Origin of the sequence: Bradyrhizobium sp. LA6.8 (assembly GCF_040547935.1) — a bacterium.
Taxonomy (GTDB): domain Bacteria; phylum Pseudomonadota; class Alphaproteobacteria; order Rhizobiales; family Xanthobacteraceae; genus Bradyrhizobium; species Bradyrhizobium barranii.
Map to the genome: position 1 here is coordinate 412,926 of NZ_JBEPQQ010000004.1, position 18,955 is coordinate 431,880.

Here is an 18,955-nt window from a genome sequence, read left to right on the forward strand (position 1 = left end):
CCTTCCTATGAGATCGTCGCGCAGCCTCACTCGAAATCATATTCGCTTGAAAAGATATTGATCGGGTGGTCGCGGGACACGCACCCGCCGCCCGCGTCAATCGGAAGGAATACGAAAGTGAAACTCGTCGAACCTCCCTCGTGCAGCTCTCCCTCGACCATCGTCTTCATCGGCCGCAACCACAGGGGACAGTGGGTCGCCCAGCAGCAGAACGGCCTCTACGGTGGCCTCTTCGTCAACCGCGCCCAGGCCATCAAATATGCGCTGTTCGAAAACGGACAGCATCCCGAGACCATCATCGAGCTGCCACGCGAGATCGAGCTCGACATGGGCAGCAGGCCCGATGCCGCCGCTCCCAAGCGCGCCGCCTGAGCTCCTCGGCAAAAAACCATGTTCATCCCACCCTCCGCCTGGTTCACCGGGTTCATACCGGACCTGCCGACGCCGTTCGATTCGGCCGACGCGATCGACCTGAAGGCGTTCGCCGCGCTCTGCGAGCGTCAGATCGCAGCCGGCGTACCCGCACTGGTGGTGTGCGAGACCGCCGGCGAGGCACCGACGCTCTCGCCGGCCGAGCAGGCGCTGATCATTCGCACCGCGGTCGATGTCGCGCGTGGCCGCGTGCGGATCATTGCCGGCGCCGTGTCGAATTCAACGAGCCACGCCATCGAACTCGCGCGGCGCGCGGAAGCCGCCGGCGCCGATGCCGTGATGTCGGTGGTGCCCGCCTACAACAAGCCGATGCAGGACGGAATGCTCGCGCACTTCCGCGCCATTTCCGGCGCGATCGGCCTGCCCGTGATCCTGCACGACGCCCCTTCCCGCACGCTGCGCCCGCTCGCCGACGAGACGCTTCTGCGTCTCGTCGAATCGCGCCAGTTCGTGGGCCTGCGCGATGCGAGCGGCGACATCACCCGCCCGATGCGCCTGTCCCGCCACCTGCCTGCCGGCTTCCGCTGTCTATCCGGCGACGACGGCACCGCCTTCGGCTTCATCGCGGACGGCGGCGATGGCGCGATCTCGGAGGTTGCCAACGTCGCGCCAGATCTCTGCCGCACGATTTTTTCACATGTCAGGCAGGGCCGGCTGCAATCCGCCCGGTACCTGCACAGGCGCCTGATCCCCTTGATCGCCTGCCTCGGGAAGGAGAGCCCGGCCGCACTTAAATGTGCACTCGGCGTGCTTGGCCTGATGTCGCCCGCCACAAGGCTTCCGATCGTTCCGCTGGACGCAGCCGCGCAGAGGGAAGTGGTACGCGCATTCGCCGCGATCGCCGACGAGGAGCTGATCGACCGCGTCGGCGCCTGAGGCGTCGCACGGCATCCGGGTATCCCCATGCGGCAATCAATCGAAAGGCCTCACAGGCTGCTCCGCGCCTGGCAGCTCGCGCTGCTGCGATTTGCCGTGACGCTCGATGAGTCCGACAGGCTTAATGTCGCCGCGCTCGCGGCGGAGCTCGATCATCTGGGCGACGGCGCCAGGGACTCCCTCCACTTCTTTCGGCGGACCAGCTCGCAACTCTGTGCGGCCATCAGCGGGCAGCGGCAGAGTGTGGAAGCGACGCTGGAATGCTTCTGCAAGCAGATCGAGGAACCGCGGCTGCGGAACGCCTTTGCCGCAGCGATCGGGATGACGCATTCGGATCCTGCGCCGTCTCAGGCCCGGCCGAAGCGGAATCCCGGTCTCTTCAGAGGGCTGCCGACGCGACGGTCGGCATCCTTATAGCATTCCTATACTGCTGCCTCGGCGCTCATCTCGCAATCCTACGCAACGATGGACATCATACGAGGCAGATCGCGGCGGCTTCGGCCACCGCCATGCTGACGAAGGAATGCAGACATGTCGATGCTGACACATGGCGTTGAGCGCTCCCTTGGTTGGGCCGAACGCCCCGCACGGATCTCGCCGGAGCGCAAGGCGCAGCTCAAGCGCATCGCGCTCAGCGCGCTGACCCTGCTCTCGATGGGCAGCGTGCTCGCAGCGCTCATCGCGCTGAAGACCGCGATCTATGTCTGGCATCTCCACGCCTGACGGCATGGGAGACCATCATGACCTTGCAGATGTGTGAGGAGGCCGCCATGGCCGCGATCGCCCTTCAAGCCACGCGTCGCCAGCCCGAGCGACCGACAATGGCCGCGTCCGCGGCGTGCCTTGGGCCGATCGACCCGGATGTCATCAGCACTGCCATCCCCGCCTTTTTCATCGGACGCAACGGCGCCGGCCTCTGGGTCGCGCGCGAGGCGCATGGGCGCATCGGCGGTCTGTTCCTGTTCAAGAGCTCCGCGGTCGATTTCGCCAACCGGCAGAGCGGCCTCGCAAGATGCGCGCTGGTGTTTCCCGCCGAGACCTTCGAGCTCGATATCGAGAACCGCGGCAATCCGCTGATTGCGCTGGCGGAGGGTGCGAGGCGGCTCCTGGCCCGCGCGGCGACAAGGCTGCGGACATGATTGAGCTCAAGATCGCCATCCTGGTTGCGGTGATGGGTGCATTGCTGCTCGGCCTGCGCATCGGCGTCGCGCCTGCCACGGACAAGTAGCATGCAGCTCCTCAAGGGAAATCTGGAGCAGGCGGTCACGACGACGATCCTGACCATGACGCTGAGCCTGATCTGGGGCGCGGTCCTGACAATCGTGATCACGCTCGTGGCACGCGGGCTGGGAGTCTAGAACCCGGCACATCGATGGACCGTGAATTGACCATGGCTGCCTACGAGGCCAGCAGCCGGGTGCGCAGCGCCGTCGCGATACCCGCCTGAGGCCGCGTATCCCCGCGAAAAGATGTGGCCGATCTGGCGCAATTTCACGGAACCGTGTAGATCGGTTTCATGAGCACAAGCAGCGTCAACGTCGTCGCCCACCCCCTGGTCCAGCACAAGCTCTCCCTCATGCGGGAGAAGGACCGCTCGACCAAGAGTTTTCGGGAGATCCTGAACGAGATCGGGATGCTGCTCGGCTACGAGGTGACGCGCGATCTGCCACTGGAACTCGTCGAGATCGAGACGCCGATCTCCCCGATGCGGGCACCGAAGATCGCCGGCAAGAAGCTCACGCTGGCGCCGATCCTGCGCGCCGGCGTCGGCTTCCTCGACGGCATGCTGGCGCTGATGCCGTCGGCGCGCATCGCCCATATCGGGCTCTACCGCGATCCCGAGACATTGCAGGCCGTGGAATATTACTTCAAGGCGCCGCAGGACCTGTCCGACCGCACCGTGATCCTGATGGACCCGATGCTGGCGACCGGCAACTCGGCCCGCGCCGGCGCCTCCCTGCTCAAGGCGCGCGGCGCCCGCGACATCCGCTTCGTCTGCCTTCTGGCCGCGCCCGAAGGCATCGCGCAGTTCCAGAGCGAGCATCCCGACGTGCCGATCTGGACCGCCGCGATCGACGAGCGGCTCAACGACCACGGCTACATCGTGCCGGGCCTGGGCGATGCCGGCGACCGGATGTTCGGCACCAAGTAGACAGGTCTGCGCGATCGGGTTAGTCCGGTTGCCATGAGCGTCAACCAATTTTCGCTTCAATCGCTGATCGGCACCCAAGGTGCCGAGCCCGCCTTCGTGTTTGACGGCAGGCCGGTCTCGCGCGCGGAATTCTCCGGGAAGGTCGAGCAGACCGCCGCATGGCTTACCGCACAAGGCATCGGCCAAGGCGACGTGGTCGCGGTCTGGCTGGTCAACCGGGTCGAATGGATCGCACTGCTGTTCGCCGCCGCCCGCTGCGGTGCGATCGTCGCCTCGGTCAATACCCGCTACCGCAGCGCGGAAGTCGGCCATCTGCTCAAGGTGTCCGGCGCCAGGCTGATGGTGGTCGAGGCCGCGTTCCGCTCGATCGATTTTGCCGCCATCCTCGCCGAGGTCAGCAGGGACGAAGTGCCCGCGCTGCAAAGGCTCGCGGTGGTCGGCGGAGATGCGATCCCCGCACACTGGCCCTGTGTGCGCTTCGATGCGTTCGAGAAGTCCTATCCGCCAGCACCGCCGGCGCAGGACGATGTCGATCTGCCGGTGCTGCTCTACACGACATCGGGCACGACCAAGGGACCGAAGCTCGTCGCGCATTCGCAGCGGACGCTCGCCACGCACGCCGCCTCCGTCGCCGAGGCGCTAAAACTCGCGCCACAGCGCCATTCGCTGCTGGCCATGCTGCCGTTCTGCGGCACCTTTGGCATGACCAGCCTGCTCGGCTTCATCGCAGCCGGCGCGACCATCCATGTGCTCGATGCTTTCGAGGCGGCATCAGCGTTGAAGGTCCTTGGCGAACACAAGGTCACGCACGCCTTCGGCTCCGACGAGATGTTCCGCCGCATCCTGGCGCTCGCCGACGCGCCACGGCCATTCCCGCATCTCGAAGTCTGCGGCTTCGCCGCGTTCCAGCCCGGCTGGCGTGAGCTCGCCGCGGAGGCCGAGGCGCGCGGCATGCCGTTGTTCGGCCTCTACGGTTCGAGCGAGGTGCAGGCGCTGTTCTCGATCGCCCGCCCCGGTGATACCTTCGCGGATCGCATCGAAGGCGGCGGCTGGCCGATGTCTCCCGACGCGAAGGTGCGCGTGCGCGATACCGAGACCGGCGAGCTGGCAGCGCAAGGCGTCTCCGGCGAGATCGAGATCAGCGCGCCCTCGTGCTTCCTCTGCTATTTCAACAACCCGGATGCGACGCGCGATGCGATCACCGCCGACGGCTTCTTCCGCACCGGCGACATCGGCCGCCTGCGCGGCGACGGCGCCTTCGTCTACGAGACCCGCGCGGGCGATGCGATGCGGCTCGGCGGCTTCCTGGTTGCGCCCGGCGAGATCGAGGACGAGCTCAAAGCCTGCACGGGGGTTGCCGACGCCCAGGTTGTCGCGGTCGATCTTAGGGGTCAGGCGCGCTGCGTCGCCTTTGTGATTCCGGCCGAGGAGCCGCCGCAGCAGGAGATGTTGGTGGCCCGCCTGCGCGAGCGGCTCGCGGGCTACAAGGTGCCGGCACGAATCTATATCGTCGACGCTTTCCCCGTCACCGACAGCGCCAACGGTGTGAAAATCCAGCGCGCCCGGCTTCGCGACATGGCAATGGAACGGATCGCCGCCGAATAGGCCCGTCTGTTTCAGATAGCTCGCGAGCTTCTAGCGCGCGGCGCGAAGTCGTGCCGACAGCGCATCGCGGTGCCCGGGCGCCGCGATCACGATCATGCGGCGCGCGCGCTCGGCAAGTCCGCAGCCGCGCAACTCCGCAACGCCCCATTCGGTCACGATGGCATCGACGTCGGCGCGCGGCGTCGTCACGGTCTCCACATTGGCGACAATGCGGCTGGTCCCGTCGGACGCCGTCGCCGGCAGCGCGATGATCGCCCTGCCCCCGGGCGATGCATTGGCACCGCGCACGAAATCGAGCTGCCCGCCGATGGCGCCGATCGCGACGCCGTTCAGCGTCTCGGAATTGACGCTGCCGTCGAGCCCGACCTGGAGCGCCGAGTTGATCGCGACCAGCCGGTTGATCCGCGCCAGCACGTTCTGGCCGTGCGTATATGACGTCGGCCGCACCGAAACAGCCTTGTTCTCGTGCACGAAGCGATAGAGCCGCTTCGTGCCGATCACCTGGTTCGTCACCGTGATCCCGGCATCGATTCCCTTCTCCGCATTCGTCACCGCGCCGCGCTCGATCAGGTCGACGACGGCGTCATTGATCAGGCCGGAATGGATGCCGAGATTGCGGGCATGGGAGAGCGAGGGCAGGATCGCGTCCGGGATCCGGCCGACGCCGAACTGAAGCGTGCTGCCGTCGGCGATCAGGCTCGCCGCATGTGACGCTATTCTTCGTGAGACGTCATCCAGCGGCGCCGGCGGCAGTTCGACGGGCGGACGGCGAGCGGCGACCCGCAGATGGATCGGCGCGTCCGCAGGCCATTCCGCGCCAAACGTCCAGGGCGCATCCGGATTGATCTCGGCGATGACGACGCGCGCGCCCCGTGCAGCATCGATGACATAATCGTTGGAGAGGCTTGCGCTCAATCGACCATCGCCGGACTCGGCCAGTTGCACCAGCACCACATCCGCACGGTGGCGCCGTGAGGCGAAATCGGCGCAGAAGGCGCTGTAGTTGCTCGGGATCACGTCGAGCCGTCCCGCTTTCGCGAGCCGCCGCGCATTCCCGATCACACCATAGCTCTGGAACGAGATGTTGGGCGCGCACGCCGCGGAAAAGGTGTCGGAGAATATTGGACCGACCATCATGCGGAACGCCGGCAGATGCCCGGCTTGCGCGACCAGCGCTTCGGTCAGGGTGACCGGCTCAGCCGTTGCCTGCCCGCATACGACACGGTCGCCCTCCCGGATCAGGCCGGAGAAGTCGAGGTTCATTGGCGTCCCTGCTCAGCGATCCGCGCGAAGACTAGTAAGACTTCGCCAGACCGAGCACCTTTTCCGCAATGAAGCTGAGCGCAAGCTGCGGGCTGACCGGTGCGATTCGCGGGATCAGGACCTCGCGCAGATAACGCTCGACGTGGAACTCCTTGGCATAGCCGAAGCCGCCATGGGTCATCACCGCCTGCTCGCAGGCATGGTAGCCGGCTTCGCCTGCGAAATATTTTGCGGCGTTCGCGCCAGCGCCGCAGGGCAAGCCCTTGTCGTATTGCCAGGCTGCCTGCATCACCATCAGCCAGGCCGCCTCGAGCTCGACCCAGTTGACCGCAAGCGGATGCTGGATACCCTGGTTCTTGCCGATCGGACGGTTGAACACCACGCGCGTCTTGGCGTATTCGGTCGCGCGCGACAGCGCGAGCTTGCCGAGGCCGACCGCTTCCGCCGCGATCAGGATACGCTCGGGGTTCATGCCTTCGAGGATGTACTGAAAACCCTTGCCCTCTTCGCCGATGCGGTCCTCCATCGGGATCTCGAAGTCCTCGAAGAACAGCTCGTTGGAATCGACGATCTTGCGGCCCATCTTCTCGATTTCGTGGACCTTGATCTTCTTGCGGTCGAAGTCCGTGTAGAACAGGCTGAGGCCGTGGGTCGGCGAGCGCACGTCCTCCAGCGGCGTGGTGCGCGCCAGCAGCAGGATCTTGTGCGCGACCTGCGCGGTGGAGATCCACACCTTCTGGCCGTTGACGATGTAGCGGTCGTTCTTGGCGACGGCACGCGTCTTGAGCTGGGTGGTGTTGAGGCCGGTGTTGGGCTCGGTGACGGCGAAGCACGCCTTCTCGCGGCCCTCGACCATCGGCGGCAGCATGCGCTTGCGCTGCTCTTCGGTGCCGAACACCACGACGGGGTTGAGCCCGAAGACGTTGATGTGCACCGCGGAGGCGCCGGACATGCCGGCGCCGGATTCCGCGATGGCGCGCATCATGATCGCGGCTTCGGTGATGCCGAGCCCGGAGCCGCCATATTCCTCCGGCACGCAGATGCCGAGCCAACCGGCATCGGCCATCGCCTTGTGGAAGTCATGGGGAAAGCCGCCGTCGTGGTCCTTCTTCAGCCAATAAGCGTCGGGAAAGTCCTCGCAAACTTTTGCGACGGCGGCGCGAATGGCTTCCTGCTGATCGGTGAGCGCGAAATCCATGTTCTTGATCTCCTTATTGGGAGCCGAGCTCCGATCCTAGCGCCCCATCTGCGAGGGCAGCCAGAGAATGATCGAGGGAAACGCCACCAGGATCGCGATTGCGATCAGGTGCGCGATGAAGTGCGGGAAGGTGCCGTGGAACACTTCCGCCACCGGCCGCTTGGCATAGCGGGCAACGATGAAGCAGTTGAGCCCGACCGGCGGCGTGATCATGCCGACCTCGGCGGTGACGATCTTGATGACGCCGAACCAGATCGGATCGAAGCCGAGCGTCTTGATCAGCGGCAGTACGATCGGCACGGTCAGCACCAGGATTGCGATCTGGTCCATGAACGAGCCGAGCACGATGTAGCCGCACAGGATCAGTGTGATGATCACCCAGCGCGAGGCCGGCAAGGACCCGATCCAGGCGACGAGGTCCTGCGTGACATGGGTGAGCGTGAAGAAATAGCCAAAGATCGAGGCACCGACCAGGATCATGATGATCATGCAGGTGCCGTGGCAGGCGCGCAGCAGCGTCGCATAGAGCGAGGACGGCGTGATCTTGCCCTTGACGATGGCGAGCAGGAAGGCGCCGAACGCGCCGAAGGCGGAGGCTTCCGTCGGCGTCGCGACGCCGAGATAGATCGTGCCCGTCACGATCGAGAACAGCACCACCATCGGCGAGACCTGCCACAGCAGCGCAAACTTCTCGCGCCACGGTACCGACTTCGCGGCCGGTGCGCGCGAGGGATCCTGCCAGACCAGGAAATAGATCGTGGCCATGATGGTGAACGTCACCAGGATCGCCGGGATGATGCCGCTGATCAGGAGCTTGCCGATGTTCACTTCGGCCAGCAGTCCGAAGATAACGAGCGCAACGCTGGTCGGCAGCAGCATCGACAGCGTGCCTGAGATCGCAACGACCCCCGCCGCCATCTTCGGCTCGTAGCCCTGGCGGATCATCGCCGGCAGGCTGGTCGAGGACAGCGTCGCGGCCGAGGCCGTCGACGTGCCGCAGATCGCGCCAAAGCCGGCGCCGGCGAGCGCCGTCGCCATGCCGAGGCCACCGGGAATGCGGCCGACCCAGGCCGATGCCGTCTTGAACAGATCGTCCGCAACGCCCGACAGCAGCACGAGGTCTGCCATCAAGAGAAACATCGGAATGGTGATCAGCTCGTAGGACGAGACGGTCGAGAGCGGCGCGGTTTGCAAAATGCCGAGCAGCGTGCCCCATCCACCGACCATCACGAGGCCGACCGAGCCGGAGAAGGCCATGGCGAAACCGACGGGCGTGCCGAGCGCGAGCAGGCCGAACAGCAGGGCGAGAACGATGAAAGGGGTCATGAATGCCTGCCGTTACTCGAAGCCGCGTGCTTCGCCGACACCGGTCACCGGCGGCAGCGGATACAGATCGCGGCCGCTGACGAGGCTCAGCACATTGCCGACGAGCTGCAGCGCGAGCCGCAGCACCAGCACGCCGCAGCCGAACGGCACCAGCGCCGCCGAAATCCAGGTCGGCCAGGGGATCGCGCCGGAGAGCACGTCGTGCTGCTCGTAATTCTCCAGCGCGCGCTCGAAGCCGACCTTGCAGATCAGGATGAACACGAACAGGCCGGCGAGCGCCGTGACGATCTCGGACAACCGCCGCCCCGTCAGCGAGAAGCGCGACAAGAGGATGTCGACGCCGACATGGACATGCTCGCGCAAGGCGTCCGACAGCGTGAAGAAGAACACACCGGCGAGGAGATAGAGCCCGATCAGATCATAGGTGAAGGAGAACGGACTGTTCAGCGCGTAACGCATGAACACGTCGGTCACGACCAGCAGCATGATCACGAACATGAAGACCACCGCGATCACCGTCAGCGCGCGCTCCAGCGCGCCGAGTACATCTCCCGCCCGTTTGATCACCTTTCGCGCCTCCCTGTTGGATGTCGGACTACCTGGCGCTCTACTTGGCGCCGCCCGCGGCGAGCAGATCGTCGAACTCCTTCAGCGCGGCGGACGCCTGCTTGCCGCGGCTGTCGAGCCCGCTCGCCCACTCCTTGCCGACGCCCTTGAGCTTGTCCTTGATCTCGGTGCGCGTCGCCTCCGGCAGCGGATCGAAGCTGATGCCTTCGTCCTGCATTTGCTTCTTGGTAACTTCGCCTTCCTTTTCGACGCCGGCGCAGGCTTGCGGCGTAATCGCCTCCGAAGCCTCGTTCATCGCCTTCTTCACGTCGTCGGGCAGCTTGTCCCAGACCGACTGGTTGATCGAGTAGGCGACGATGAAGCTGCCGAAGCTGACGCCTTCGGTGGCGTGCTTGACCAGCTTGTCGAGGCCGTAGGAGACGACGCTGTCGAGCGGGAACAGCAGTCCGTCCATGGTGCCACGCGACAGCGACTCATAGGCATCGGGCGCAGCCATGCGCACCGGCACGGCGCTGAGCGCACGCAGCGTCAGGTCCTGCGCGCCGCCCGTGGTGCGCAGCTTCAGGCCCTGCATGTCCTTGGTGGTCTCGACCTTCGACTTGACGGTCCACACCTGGTAGGGCGGCAGCACTACGGCGAGCAGCAGCTTGATCTTGTTCGGCACGTATTCCTGCTTCGCCAAAATGCCTTCACGCGCGGTCTTCCAATAAGCGAGCGTGCCCTGGCAGCTGGTCGCGAACGCGCCCGGCAATTGCGCGACTTCCGAGAGCGGCATCTTGTCGGAGACATAGGACGGCCCGATGTAGCCGATGTCGACCACGCCGGACTGCGTCAGCCGCAGCATGTCGGCGGCTTTGCCGATCTGCTGGTTCGGATAATAGGTGAAGGTCACCGTGCCATTGGTGCGCCTGGTGACGTCGTCCATCCAGGGCTTCAGCATCAAGCGGACGAGATAGTGACCGGCGGGGAAGCTATCGGCGACCTTCAGCTCCAGCGCCTGCGCCTGCAGCGTCGAGACCGGCAGCGAGAGAGCGAGCACTGCTGCGGCCCTGACCAGATTCTTCTTCATGTCGTTCTCCTTGACGCGTCCCCACGCCGAACGCGGCAGCGAATTGCTGCGGCGCCGTCCGGCCCTCGCTCTATTTCTTGCTTGAAAATGTACATATAGGTGAATTTATATGTCAAGTATATGAATTATGTATGGAGCTATGCGCCGTAGACCGGAGCCGTCGAATTGACACTGCTACTTTATGAACTCTAACTCCACGTATATGAATTTATCCAACGAGGCCTCATGGGACCGCTCGCCGGCTTCACCATTCTCGACCTGACCTCGGTGCTGATGGGCCCCTACGGCACCCAGGTGCTGGCGGACATGGGCGCGGACGTCATCAAGGTCGAAAGCCCCGAGGGCGACATCGTTCGCCAGATCGGTCCCGGCCGCACGCCCGGCATGGGCGGGATGTTCCTCAATGCCAATCGCGGCAAGCGCAGCATCGTGCTCGACCTGAAGAAGACGGAAGGCCGCGACACCTTGCTGCGGCTGGCGAAGCACGCCAACGCGCTCGTCTACAATGTGCGCCCGCAGGCAATGGCGCGACTCGGCCTCGACTACGAGACACTTCGCGAGATCAATCCCACGCTCGTCTATGTCGGCGCGTTCGGCTACGGCCAGTCCGGGCCCTATGCCGCAAAGCCCGCCTACGACGATCTGATCCAGGGCGCCGCCACCATTCCGACGCTGCTTGCGGCGGCCGGCGACGGCACGCCGCGCTACGTCCCCGTCACCATCGCCGACCGCATCGTCGGCCTGATGTTGGTCAACGCCATCATGGGCGGGCTGATGCATCAGAGCCGCACCGGCGTCGGCCAACGCATCGACGTTCCGATGTTCGAATCGATGACGGAGTTCGTGCTGGTCGATCATCTGGGCGGCCTCACCTACGATCCGCCGCTCGACCATGGCGGCTATGCCCGCCTGCTGTCGCGCTATCGCCGCCCCTACAAGACCAGCGACGGCTATCTCTGCGTCCTCATCTACAACGACAAGCACTGGCGCAGCTTCTTCGAGGCGATCGGGCAGCCGCATTTCCTCGATCAGCCGCGCTTCGCCAACCACGCCGCGCGGACGAAGCACATCGACGAGATCTATGAGGAGATCGGCCACATCTTCCTCACACGCACCACCACGGAATGGCGCGATCTGCTCGAGCGCGCCGACATTCCGGTGATGCCGATGCATACGCTGGAAACGATCCTCGAAGATCCGCATCTCAATGCGATCGACTTCTTCAGGACCGTCGATCATCCCGTGGAAGGCCGCATCCGCCAGATGCGCGTGCCCTCCACCTGGAGCGTGACCCAGCCGGAACCCGCCGGCCCCGCACCGACCCTCGGCCAGCATGGCCGCGACATTTTGCGCGAGGCCGGCTTCTCGACCGAGGAAATCGAACAGCTCGCAGAGCAAGAAGCAGTTCACCTGGCCGCGCCGCCTTAACGGCGGCGCTGGCCAGAATCGCAGGACACAGGGAGGAAACAGCGATGGCCGGACTTTATTTCGAGGAGTTTTCCGTGGGCCAGGAGTTCAGGCATCCGCTGACCCGGACCGTCACGGAGATGGACAACACCATGTTCAGCCTGCTGACGCTCAACCCGCAGCCGCTGCATATCGACGCGCATTTCGCTGAAAAGACCGAGTTCGGCCAGCGCATTTTCAACAGCCTTTACACCCTCGGCATCATGATCGGCATGACGGTCTATGATACGACCATGGGGACCACCGTTGCCAATCTCGGCATGACCGACGTCACGTTCCCAAAACCGGTCTTCCATGGCGACACGTTGCGGGCGACGACGAAGGTGCTTTCGTTGAGGGAATCCAAATCGCGCCCGAGAGCGGGTATCGTCGAGTTCGAGCACCACGCCTTGAACCAGAACGACGAGATCGTCGGCAAATGCCGCCGCATGGCGATGATGCACAAGAGGCCGGTCTGATGCGTTCGATGCTGTTCGTGCCGGGGGATTCCCCGCGCAAATTCGAGAAGGCGAGCGAAGGCAAGGCCGACGCGCTGATCATCGATCTCGAGGATTCCGTCGTCACGGAGAAGAAGCCGGAAGCGCGCGGGCTGACGCTTGCGATGCTGAAGGGCCGCCCCGGCCCGCATCAGCTCTATGTCCGCGTCAACGCGCTCGACACTGGAATGACGCTCGCCGATCTCGCCGCGGTCATGCCCGGCAAGCCCGACGGCATCGTGCTGCCGAAATCGCAAGGCGGCGATGACGTGCGCCAGGTTGCAACCTGGCTCGAAGCCTTGGAAGCCGCGGCCGGCATCACGGTCGGCGCGACGCGCATCGTCTGCGTCGCGACGGAGACTGCTAGCTCGATCTTTGGGCTTGGCAGCTACAAGGGCTGCTCTCCTCGCCTCGCCGGATTGATGTGGGGCGCGGAGGATCTCTCGGCCTCGCTCGGCGCCACCGAGAAAGCCTCGGGCGGCGTGTTCCACAGCCCCTATCGGCTCGCGCGCGATCTCTGCCTGATGGCGGCGGCTGCAGCCGAGGTCGCGCCGATCGACACCGTCTATACCGACATCGACAACCTCGCCGGCCTCGAGCAAGAAACGCGCGCGGCGCGCCGTGACGGTTTTTCGGCGAAGGCGCTGATCCATCCGAAACATGTCGACGTCGTCAACGCGGCATTCGAGCCGACCGAGGCTGAGCGCAGCTGGGCGGAAAAAGTGATCGCGGCATTCGCGAGCAATCCGAACTCCGGCACGCTGCGTCTCGACGGCCAGATGATCGACAAGCCGCATCTTCGCGCCGCGAAGAAGATCCTCGGCCAGACCTAGATCGGAACGCCGCCACCATGATCGTTCGCCAAGCCGCAAACGTCCTGGAGATCATGGAATTCTTCGCGCAAACGAGGAAGCCGGCGACGCTTGCCGAGATCGCCGATCATTTCGGCTGGCCGCGCTCGTCGACCTTCAACCTGCTCGCGACGCTGTCCGAGAAGGGCTATCTCTACGAGCCGCGGCCGCGCGCCGGATTCTATCCGACGCCGCGCTGGCTGGCGATGGCACGGATGATCTCCGAGGTCGAGCCGCTGCCGCCGTGGACGCATCAGCTGATCGCAGATCTCTCCGCCGAGACGGGTGAGACCGCATCGATCGTGGCGCCGGCCGGCGTGATGGCGGTGTTCATCGACGTCGTCGAATCCCAGGCCGCGATCCGCTATTTCGCGACCATCGGCCACCGCGTGCCGATCCACGCCACCGCCAGCGGCCGCGCCCTGCTGCTGCAATATTCGCAGGAAGAGCGCGACTCCGTCTATCGCAAGATCGAGTTCAAGCAATACGGGCCCTCGACGCCGATCAGCATCGAGGCGGTCGAGATCGAGCTGCGCAATTCGATCGCGCGCGGCTACTGCCAGAGCTTCGCCGATTACAGCCGCGACCTCGCCGGCGCGGCGATCCCACTGCCGATCGGTGATCGCCGGCTCTCCGTCGTCGTCGCAGGGCCGGAATTTCGCATTGGTCCAAAAGTGCCGGAGGTGGCCGCCCTGATCGCACGGACCGTCGACCGGCTGCGGCCGAAGACGACCGCGGCCTAAAGCCGGAGCCTCATTCGAGTCCCTGAACGGGCGGGGTCGAAGTCTCCGCCGGCGGAGCCGGGGCAGCTTGAACTGGCTGCACCGGGGGCGTGGCTTGAGCCGGCGGATTGCTGGCAGCTCTGATCTGGCCGTTAGCATTCATCGCCTCACGCGCGCGCGGCGGAGCGCCGGTCGCGGCTGCGCGGTACGCCTCGCGGCGTGGCGGCTGCTGGTGTCTTGCCGACCGCGAACCTCTCACGCCCCATGACCTCGCGATTGAAGGACCGGCGGTATAGCCAATTACTGCACCCGCGACCGCACCGACCGGACCGAGCACGACGGCCCCGGACACGGCGCCTATCGCCGCAGCACCAGCGCGCTCCTGCGCAACGGCGCTCGCAGGCACGCCAGCCAGCAGCACGACCGCAGTGATCAAAACTTTCTTCATCGGAGCGCCTCCCTCTCGGGAGATCACTCTTACTCAAATATGGCCGCACGAGGTTTGTTCGTTGCCCAACACGGGGCAATGGCCGATGGAACTCCGGCAATTCAAAGACCCCCGCCGCCAGTCGCGGTTCCAGCGGACGCAGTTCGGCGCAACTACGGCGCGATCTTGTCGCTGGTAAATCCATTACCATCGAGCGCACGACGCACGGTCCCGTCTACCTTGGCTTCATCCAGGAAGCGCGCCGCCCAGGCCTTCGCCACGGCCTTGCCCTTGGGAACGACCACGACCACGCCGGTCGATTGAATCACTTCGTCCAGCACCTTGGTTCCGGGCAGCTTTCGCGAAAGATCTTCCAGGGCTCCCATTCCCATGGCGAGAGCATCGAGCTCGCCTCTGCCGATCAATTCGGCCGCCTCTTCGGGCTTCACGAACTTTGTCAGCTTCGCCTGCTTCAGCGATTTCTCGACCGTGCGTGACGTCGATGTCCCTTCGATGCAACCAACCCGCGTGCCGGCGCGATCCACATCCGCAACGATCCGGATGTCCGAACCGGCCCGCACGAGATAGCCGCTCATATAGGCGACGTAAGCCGGGCCCTGGTCCACGAACTGTTCGCGCTTGACGTCCGCCGGCATGAAGGAGAGATCCCAGACGTCCTTACTGCCAGCGGCCGCGATCTCGTCGGAGCTCTGGTATTCGACGAGCTGAAGCGGAACGTGCAGCTTGTCGGCGGCGGCCTTGGCGAGCTCTACGGTGACGCCGCGCGGCTTTCCGGTCGAAGGATCGCGCGTCGTCCAGAACGCCGACGCGGCAGGACCGACAGCCACCGCCACGCGGAGCGCTCCCGTCAGCGCGATGTCGACGGGGCCTTCGGCTTTCAAGCTGGGAATGGAGGTCATGATGAAGACCAAGCCCAACGCAGCAATCAGACCACGCCGCAACATTTAGCGCCTCCAAGATTGGACAATCCGTCGACAAGCTGACGGCGCGCTCCCCCGCCCCGTTCTTACGGGGAGAGGTAAAGAACTACACGATCTTGATCGACATATCAGGCAGGCCCTCGAGCTTGCACAAGAGCACGTCGCCCTTCACGACCGAGCCGACATTCTCCGGCGTGCCGGAATAGATGATGTCGCCGGCTTTCAGCTCGAAAGCTTCCGACAGCTTTGCGATCTGCTCGGCAACGCTCCAGATCATCTTGCTGAGATCCGAGCTCTGCTTGACGGTGCCGTTGATCGCGAGCGAGATGGCGCCCTTCTCGAAATGGCCGGTCTTGCTGGCCGGATGGATCGGCCCGATCACCGCGGCGTGGTCAAAGCTCTTGCCGATCTCCCAGGGCTTCTTCTCCGCGGCCATGCCGTTCTGGAGATCGCGCCGGGTCATGTCGAGGCCGAGCGCGTAGCCATAGACATGGTCGAGTGCCTTGTCGGCTGGGATGTTGGTGCCGCCGGATTTCAGCGCGGCGACCAGCTCGACCTCGTGATGATAGTTTTTGGTCAGCGACGGATAGGGATGGTCGGCAACCTGGCCCACCGCGACGTTCTGGATCGCATCCGTCGGCTTCTGGAAGAAGAACGGCGGCTCGCGGTTCGGATCCGAGCCGCGCTCGATGGCGTGCGCGGCATAGTTGCGGCCGATGCAGTAGATGCGGCGAACCTGGAACACACTCGTTTCGCCGACGATCGGGATCGAAACCATCGGCACCGGGAAGATCGGCTTGGGTGCGGCCTGCGCCGCAGCCGGCGTCACCTCAGTGAGGCCCGCCGCGGTCATCGCGGCTGCGGCAGTGAGCACGCTGCGTCGCGTGGTTTTTGTCATGGCTTCACTCCCTGATATTTGCCGTTTCTTGTCGAACGGTAGTCTTAGAGCCAAATGCAGGGCGGGCCAATGGCCCGCCCTGTACGTCTTAAGTCGCGACGCGATCGAAGAACGCGCGAACTTTTTGCGCGCATGCGTCCGGGTCAGTCGCGGCGACGTGATAGGAATCGCCCGGCAGCACTTCCAGCTTCGAGCCCGGAATCGTCTCCTGCCATGCCTTCACGGAGGCGACGTCGCCGAGACCGGAGCCGGTCGTGGTGATCACCAGCGTCGGACGCTTGATGGACGGAAGCTCGCCGGTGACGTCGACGGTCGGCACCATCTGTAGGAATGCCTCCAGCGTCGAAGCCTTGGTCTTCGACATCAGCTTGATCCACCAGTCCAGCGCCGGCGGCGGCAGCGACGAGCCGAGTCGGCCTGCGGTGGTCTCGCGCACCCAGGGCTCGACGCCCTGCTCGCGGATCTGCTTGCGCCAGGTCGGCGCCCGCTCGTTGAACGAGGTGAGCGAGGCCGGCGCGCCGACCGCGGCGACTGCGATCACGCGATCCGGGTGTTTTGCCGTGAGATGCATCGCCAGCGTGCCGCCGATCTTGCCGCCGACCAGGAACACGCGATCCAGCTTCAGCACGTCCAGCATCCGGATGATGTCGTCGCCGAGACCGGCGAAACGATAGGCATAGGTGCCCTGCATCGGTGTCGAATCGCCGTAGCCGCGCAGGTCCGGGCGCACCACGAGGTGATGCGTGGCGAAATACGGCACCCAGCGCCGGAACGCCTCGCCGCTTTCGGCGAGCCCGTGCAGCATCACGACCGGCGGCTTGACATCCCACGGCAGCAGATAATCATCGATGCGAACCGCAAGCTCGCAATCCTCGCTGACACCGATCTTCCGCAGTTCGCTAGCCATCAGATACACCTCGTTCCACCGCCATCGACATTGATGCAGGTACCAGTAATGAAGGACGCGCGGTCTGAACAGAGGAACGCGACGAGGCCGGACACTTCGTGCGGCTGCCCGACGCGGCCGAGCGGAACCGAGGCGATCGCCGCAGCATTGGTCGCGCCCTGATCCTGGCCCGAGATCGCCGCACCTTGAGAGATGAGGCTGTCCCAACGATCGGTCTGCACCGGTCCGGGATTGACGCCGGTGACCAGCACGTTATCTGGCGCGCATTCCTCGGCGAGCGCCAGCGTGAAGTTCAGCAGCGCGGCATTGACCGCGCCGCCCGCCATATAGGCCGCGCGCGGCTGATGCCCGCTGCGGCCGATGATGTTGATGACACGGCCCCAACGGCGGTCGCGCATTTCAGGCAGGACATCGCGCGCACAGCGCATGTAGCCGAGCAGCTTCAGCTCGATCGATTTGGCCCAGGTCGCATCCGGCGTCTCCGCGATCCGGCCCATCGGAGAGGCGCCGGCGTTGTTGACGAGGATATCGATGCGGCCGAAGGCCTCGCGCGCGGTGGTCATTGCACGGGCTATGTCGTCAGGCTTGGTCATGTCGCCGGCACAGGCGATCACGCGCCGGCCGGTATCCCGCGACAACTCCTGCGCTGAGGCCGCGAGCCGTTCAGCGTCGCGCGCGACGATGACGACATGCGCCTGCTCGCGCGAAAGCTCGGCGGCAATGGCACGGCCGATACCGATGCTGCCGCCGGTAACGACGGCAACCTTGCCGCCCAGATTGAGATCCATGACGCTACCCTAATCCACTGTGGCGCCGGACGCCTTGACGAGCTTGCCCCACTTCGTGGTTTCGTCCGCCATGAACTGCCCGAACGCCGGACCAAACACCGTGCCGGGCTCGGCGCCAAGCTCGGCAAGCCGCTTCTTGACGTCGGGCATCTTCAGAATGGTCTCGAGCTCGCCGCTCAACTTGGCGAGCGCGGGCGCAGGCGTCTTGGCCGGCGCCACCAGTCCGAACCAGGACGATGCCTCGAAGCCGGGAATGGTGTCGGCCACGGTCGGCACGTCGGGCAGTGCTTCCGCACGCTTGGTACCAGCAACCGCGATCGCATTGATGGCCTTGCCCTGCACCTGCGGCAGCACCGCCGGCATGTTGTCGAACATGAAGGGGATCTGGCCCGCGAGCAGATCGTTCATCGCCGGCGCGGCGCCGCGATAGGGCACATGGACGATGTCCACGCCGGCCATGCTCTTGAGCAGCTCGCCGGCGAGGTGGTTGGTCGAGCCGATGCCGGACGAGCCGAAATTCAGCGAGCCGGGCTTGGCCTTGGCGAGCGCGATCAGCTCGCCGACATTCTTCGCCTGCACCGACGGATTGACCACCAGCACAATCGGCACCGAGGCGATCAGCGCCACCGGCGCAAACGCCTTGGCCGGATCGAACGGCAGCTTTTTGTAGAGGGAGCCGTTGATCGTCAGCGGAGGCGGCGCGGTCAGCAGCAGGGTGTAGCCATCGGGCTCTGCGCTCGCGACCGTCTCGGCGCCGATATTGCCGCCGGCGCCGCCGCGGTTCTCCACCAGGAAGGTCTGGCCGTTCCGTTCGGTCAGCTTCTGCGCGACGATACGGGCGATGATGTCGTTGGACCCGCCGGCCGGGAACGGCACGATGATCTTGACGGGTCGGGAGGGATAATCCTGCGCTACCGCGAAGCCGGAGAACAGAACGGCCGCACAGGCGGCCAGAAAGGTGCGTCGCATAACCCCGCGCATGGGCACTTC

The 18,955-nt window shown here is 65.0% G+C and carries 23 protein-coding genes; 11 read left to right on the plus strand and 12 right to left on the minus strand.

What is annotated here, in order from left to right; genetic code table 11:
* The first annotated feature begins 117 nt into the window (after positions 1-117).
* Both ABIA90_RS22110 and dapA read left to right on the plus strand, forming a co-directional pair.
* Entirely contained in the window at positions 118-372 is a 255-nt protein-coding gene (locus ABIA90_RS22110) for a hypothetical protein (RefSeq protein ID WP_063981387.1), read from the plus strand.
* Between the two features lie 18 nt (positions 373-390).
* Complete coding sequence (gene dapA / locus ABIA90_RS22115) at positions 391-1,308, plus strand: 4-hydroxy-tetrahydrodipicolinate synthase (protein ID WP_354119396.1); 918 nt, start codon at positions 391-393, stop codon at positions 1,306-1,308.
* Between the two features lie 36 nt (positions 1,309-1,344).
* Here dapA and ABIA90_RS22120 read toward each other — a convergent pair whose 3' ends face one another.
* Positions 1,345-1,638 (minus strand): hypothetical protein, encoded by a 294-nt coding sequence (locus tag ABIA90_RS22120; protein WP_354119395.1) that lies wholly within the window; start codon positions 1,636-1,638, stop codon positions 1,345-1,347.
* Positions 1,639-1,839: 201 nt separating this feature from the next.
* Between ABIA90_RS22120 and ABIA90_RS22125 the strand changes: the two genes are divergently transcribed.
* From ABIA90_RS22125 to ABIA90_RS22145, 5 genes are all read left to right on the plus strand, one after another.
* Positions 1,840-2,031 carry a hypothetical protein gene (locus tag ABIA90_RS22125; RefSeq protein ID WP_063981384.1) on the plus strand — a complete coding sequence of 64 codons (192 nt, stop codon included), beginning with the start codon at positions 1,840-1,842 and terminating at the stop codon, positions 2,029-2,031.
* Positions 2,032-2,048: 17 nt separating this feature from the next.
* The gene (locus tag ABIA90_RS22130; protein ID WP_166344037.1) at positions 2,049-2,447 is read left to right on the plus strand and encodes a hypothetical protein; all 399 of its coding nucleotides are present in this window, start codon (positions 2,049-2,051) and stop codon (positions 2,445-2,447) included.
* Between the two features lie 90 nt (positions 2,448-2,537).
* Positions 2,538-2,666: a hypothetical protein gene (locus ABIA90_RS22135; RefSeq protein WP_256478590.1), complete on the plus strand. Its 129-nt coding sequence runs from the start codon at positions 2,538-2,540 to the stop codon at positions 2,664-2,666.
* 158 nt (positions 2,667-2,824) lie between these two features.
* Positions 2,825-3,460 (plus strand): uracil phosphoribosyltransferase, encoded by a 636-nt coding sequence (upp, locus tag ABIA90_RS22140; RefSeq protein ID WP_354119394.1) that lies wholly within the window; start codon positions 2,825-2,827, stop codon positions 3,458-3,460.
* Positions 3,461-3,493: 33 nt separating this feature from the next.
* Positions 3,494-5,065, plus strand: coding sequence for an AMP-binding protein (locus tag ABIA90_RS22145; protein ID WP_354119393.1), 1,572 nt, complete (start codon positions 3,494-3,496; stop codon positions 5,063-5,065).
* Positions 5,066-5,095: 30 nt separating this feature from the next.
* On the opposite strand, the gene ABIA90_RS22150 is transcribed toward ABIA90_RS22145, so the two are convergent.
* Genes ABIA90_RS22150 through ABIA90_RS22170 form a run of 5 tightly spaced genes read right to left on the minus strand, consistent with a single transcriptional unit; the run spans position 5,096 to position 10,488 of the window.
* Positions 5,096-6,328, minus strand: a complete 1,233-nt coding sequence (locus ABIA90_RS22150) for an acetyl-CoA hydrolase/transferase family protein (RefSeq protein ID WP_354119392.1) — start codon at positions 6,326-6,328, stop codon at positions 5,096-5,098.
* Between the two features lie 31 nt (positions 6,329-6,359).
* The gene (locus tag ABIA90_RS22155; protein ID WP_071910096.1) at positions 6,360-7,526 is read right to left on the minus strand and encodes an acyl-CoA dehydrogenase family protein; all 1,167 of its coding nucleotides are present in this window, start codon (positions 7,524-7,526) and stop codon (positions 6,360-6,362) included.
* A gap of 36 nt (positions 7,527-7,562) precedes the next feature.
* Positions 7,563-8,852: a TRAP transporter large permease gene (locus tag ABIA90_RS22160; RefSeq protein ID WP_028160685.1), complete on the minus strand. Its 1,290-nt coding sequence runs from the start codon at positions 8,850-8,852 to the stop codon at positions 7,563-7,565.
* Positions 8,853-8,864: 12 nt separating this feature from the next.
* Entirely contained in the window at positions 8,865-9,419 is a 555-nt protein-coding gene (locus ABIA90_RS22165) for a TRAP transporter small permease (protein WP_028147088.1), read from the minus strand.
* A gap of 40 nt (positions 9,420-9,459) precedes the next feature.
* Positions 9,460-10,488 carry a TRAP transporter substrate-binding protein gene (locus tag ABIA90_RS22170; RefSeq protein WP_354119391.1) on the minus strand — a complete coding sequence of 343 codons (1,029 nt, stop codon included), beginning with the start codon at positions 10,486-10,488 and terminating at the stop codon, positions 9,460-9,462.
* A 225-nt stretch (positions 10,489-10,713) separates the two neighbouring features.
* Here ABIA90_RS22170 and ABIA90_RS22175 point away from each other — a divergent pair, with 225 nt between their 5' ends.
* Genes ABIA90_RS22175 through ABIA90_RS22190 form a run of 4 tightly spaced genes read left to right on the plus strand, consistent with a single transcriptional unit; the run spans position 10,714 to position 14,025 of the window.
* Positions 10,714-11,916: a CaiB/BaiF CoA transferase family protein gene (locus ABIA90_RS22175; protein ID WP_354119390.1), complete on the plus strand. Its 1,203-nt coding sequence runs from the start codon at positions 10,714-10,716 to the stop codon at positions 11,914-11,916.
* A 17-nt stretch (positions 11,917-11,933) separates the two neighbouring features.
* Positions 11,934-12,413 (plus strand): MaoC family dehydratase, encoded by a 480-nt coding sequence (locus tag ABIA90_RS22180; protein WP_354119554.1) that lies wholly within the window; start codon positions 11,934-11,936, stop codon positions 12,411-12,413.
* On the plus strand, positions 12,413-13,264 hold the full coding sequence (locus ABIA90_RS22185; RefSeq protein WP_354119389.1) for an HpcH/HpaI aldolase/citrate lyase family protein: 852 nt from the start codon (positions 12,413-12,415) through the stop codon (positions 13,262-13,264). Before ABIA90_RS22180 ends, ABIA90_RS22185 begins: the two co-directional genes overlap by 1 nt.
* Before the next feature lie 17 nt (positions 13,265-13,281).
* Positions 13,282-14,025 (plus strand): IclR family transcriptional regulator, encoded by a 744-nt coding sequence (locus ABIA90_RS22190; protein WP_063981375.1) that lies wholly within the window; start codon positions 13,282-13,284, stop codon positions 14,023-14,025.
* Positions 14,026-14,035: 10 nt separating this feature from the next.
* Here the strand turns inward: ABIA90_RS22190 and ABIA90_RS22195 are convergent, their stop codons facing one another.
* The 6 genes from ABIA90_RS22195 to ABIA90_RS22220 all read right to left on the minus strand — a co-directional run bounded on the left by ABIA90_RS22195 (position 14,036) and on the right by ABIA90_RS22220 (position 18,946).
* On the minus strand, positions 14,036-14,452 hold the full coding sequence (locus ABIA90_RS22195) for a hypothetical protein (RefSeq protein WP_084794986.1): 417 nt from the start codon (positions 14,450-14,452) through the stop codon (positions 14,036-14,038).
* A gap of 152 nt (positions 14,453-14,604) precedes the next feature.
* Positions 14,605-15,396, minus strand: coding sequence for a transporter substrate-binding domain-containing protein (locus tag ABIA90_RS22200; RefSeq protein WP_354119388.1), 792 nt, complete (start codon positions 15,394-15,396; stop codon positions 14,605-14,607).
* Positions 15,397-15,478: 82 nt separating this feature from the next.
* Complete coding sequence (locus ABIA90_RS22205; protein ID WP_354119387.1) at positions 15,479-16,270, minus strand: fumarylacetoacetate hydrolase family protein; 792 nt, start codon at positions 16,268-16,270, stop codon at positions 15,479-15,481.
* Between the two features lie 88 nt (positions 16,271-16,358).
* Positions 16,359-17,177, minus strand: a complete 819-nt coding sequence (locus ABIA90_RS22210; protein ID WP_354119386.1) for an alpha/beta fold hydrolase — start codon at positions 17,175-17,177, stop codon at positions 16,359-16,361.
* A complete protein-coding gene (locus tag ABIA90_RS22215) occupies positions 17,177-17,965 on the minus strand; it encodes an SDR family NAD(P)-dependent oxidoreductase (protein ID WP_354119385.1) in 789 nt (262 codons plus the stop codon). Before ABIA90_RS22215 ends, ABIA90_RS22210 begins: the two co-directional genes overlap by 1 nt.
* 9 nt (positions 17,966-17,974) lie before the next feature.
* Entirely contained in the window at positions 17,975-18,946 is a 972-nt protein-coding gene (locus tag ABIA90_RS22220; protein ID WP_166344063.1) for a Bug family tripartite tricarboxylate transporter substrate binding protein, read from the minus strand.
* Positions 18,947-18,955 lie beyond the last annotated feature (9 nt).

Coding starts and splice junctions, on each gene's coding strand:
- dapA (WP_354119396.1), top strand. CDS start 391: ATGTTCATCCCACCCTCCGCCTGGTTCACCGGGTTCATACCGGACCTG.
- ABIA90_RS22135 (WP_256478590.1), top strand. CDS start 2,538: ATGCAGCTCCTCAAGGGAAATCTGGAGCAGGCGGTCACGACGACGATC.
- ABIA90_RS22190 (WP_063981375.1), top strand. CDS start 13,282: ATGATCGTTCGCCAAGCCGCAAACGTCCTGGAGATCATGGAATTCTTC.
- ABIA90_RS22120 (WP_354119395.1), bottom strand. CDS start 1,638: ATGCGTCATCCCGATCGCTGCGGCAAAGGCGTTCCGCAGCCGCGGTTC.
- ABIA90_RS22175 (WP_354119390.1), top strand. CDS start 10,714: ATGGGACCGCTCGCCGGCTTCACCATTCTCGACCTGACCTCGGTGCTG.
- ABIA90_RS22200 (WP_354119388.1), bottom strand. CDS start 15,396: ATGTTGCGGCGTGGTCTGATTGCTGCGTTGGGCTTGGTCTTCATCATG.
- ABIA90_RS22220 (WP_166344063.1), bottom strand. CDS start 18,946: ATGCGCGGGGTTATGCGACGCACCTTTCTGGCCGCCTGTGCGGCCGTT.
- ABIA90_RS22150 (WP_354119392.1), bottom strand. CDS start 6,328: ATGAACCTCGACTTCTCCGGCCTGATCCGGGAGGGCGACCGTGTCGTA.
- ABIA90_RS22215 (WP_354119385.1), bottom strand. CDS start 17,965: ATGGATCTCAATCTGGGCGGCAAGGTTGCCGTCGTTACCGGCGGCAGC.
- ABIA90_RS22155 (WP_071910096.1), bottom strand. CDS start 7,526: ATGGATTTCGCGCTCACCGATCAGCAGGAAGCCATTCGCGCCGCCGTC.
- ABIA90_RS22130 (WP_166344037.1), top strand. CDS start 2,049: ATGACCTTGCAGATGTGTGAGGAGGCCGCCATGGCCGCGATCGCCCTT.
- ABIA90_RS22185 (WP_354119389.1), top strand. CDS start 12,413: ATGCGTTCGATGCTGTTCGTGCCGGGGGATTCCCCGCGCAAATTCGAG.
- ABIA90_RS22145 (WP_354119393.1), top strand. CDS start 3,494: ATGAGCGTCAACCAATTTTCGCTTCAATCGCTGATCGGCACCCAAGGT.
- ABIA90_RS22195 (WP_084794986.1), bottom strand. CDS start 14,452: ATGAAGAAAGTTTTGATCACTGCGGTCGTGCTGCTGGCTGGCGTGCCT.
- ABIA90_RS22205 (WP_354119387.1), bottom strand. CDS start 16,270: ATGACAAAAACCACGCGACGCAGCGTGCTCACTGCCGCAGCCGCGATG.
- ABIA90_RS22170 (WP_354119391.1), bottom strand. CDS start 10,488: ATGAAGAAGAATCTGGTCAGGGCCGCAGCAGTGCTCGCTCTCTCGCTG.
- ABIA90_RS22125 (WP_063981384.1), top strand. CDS start 1,840: ATGTCGATGCTGACACATGGCGTTGAGCGCTCCCTTGGTTGGGCCGAA.
- upp (WP_354119394.1), top strand. CDS start 2,825: ATGAGCACAAGCAGCGTCAACGTCGTCGCCCACCCCCTGGTCCAGCAC.
- ABIA90_RS22210 (WP_354119386.1), bottom strand. CDS start 17,177: ATGGCTAGCGAACTGCGGAAGATCGGTGTCAGCGAGGATTGCGAGCTT.
- ABIA90_RS22160 (WP_028160685.1), bottom strand. CDS start 8,852: ATGACCCCTTTCATCGTTCTCGCCCTGCTGTTCGGCCTGCTCGCGCTC.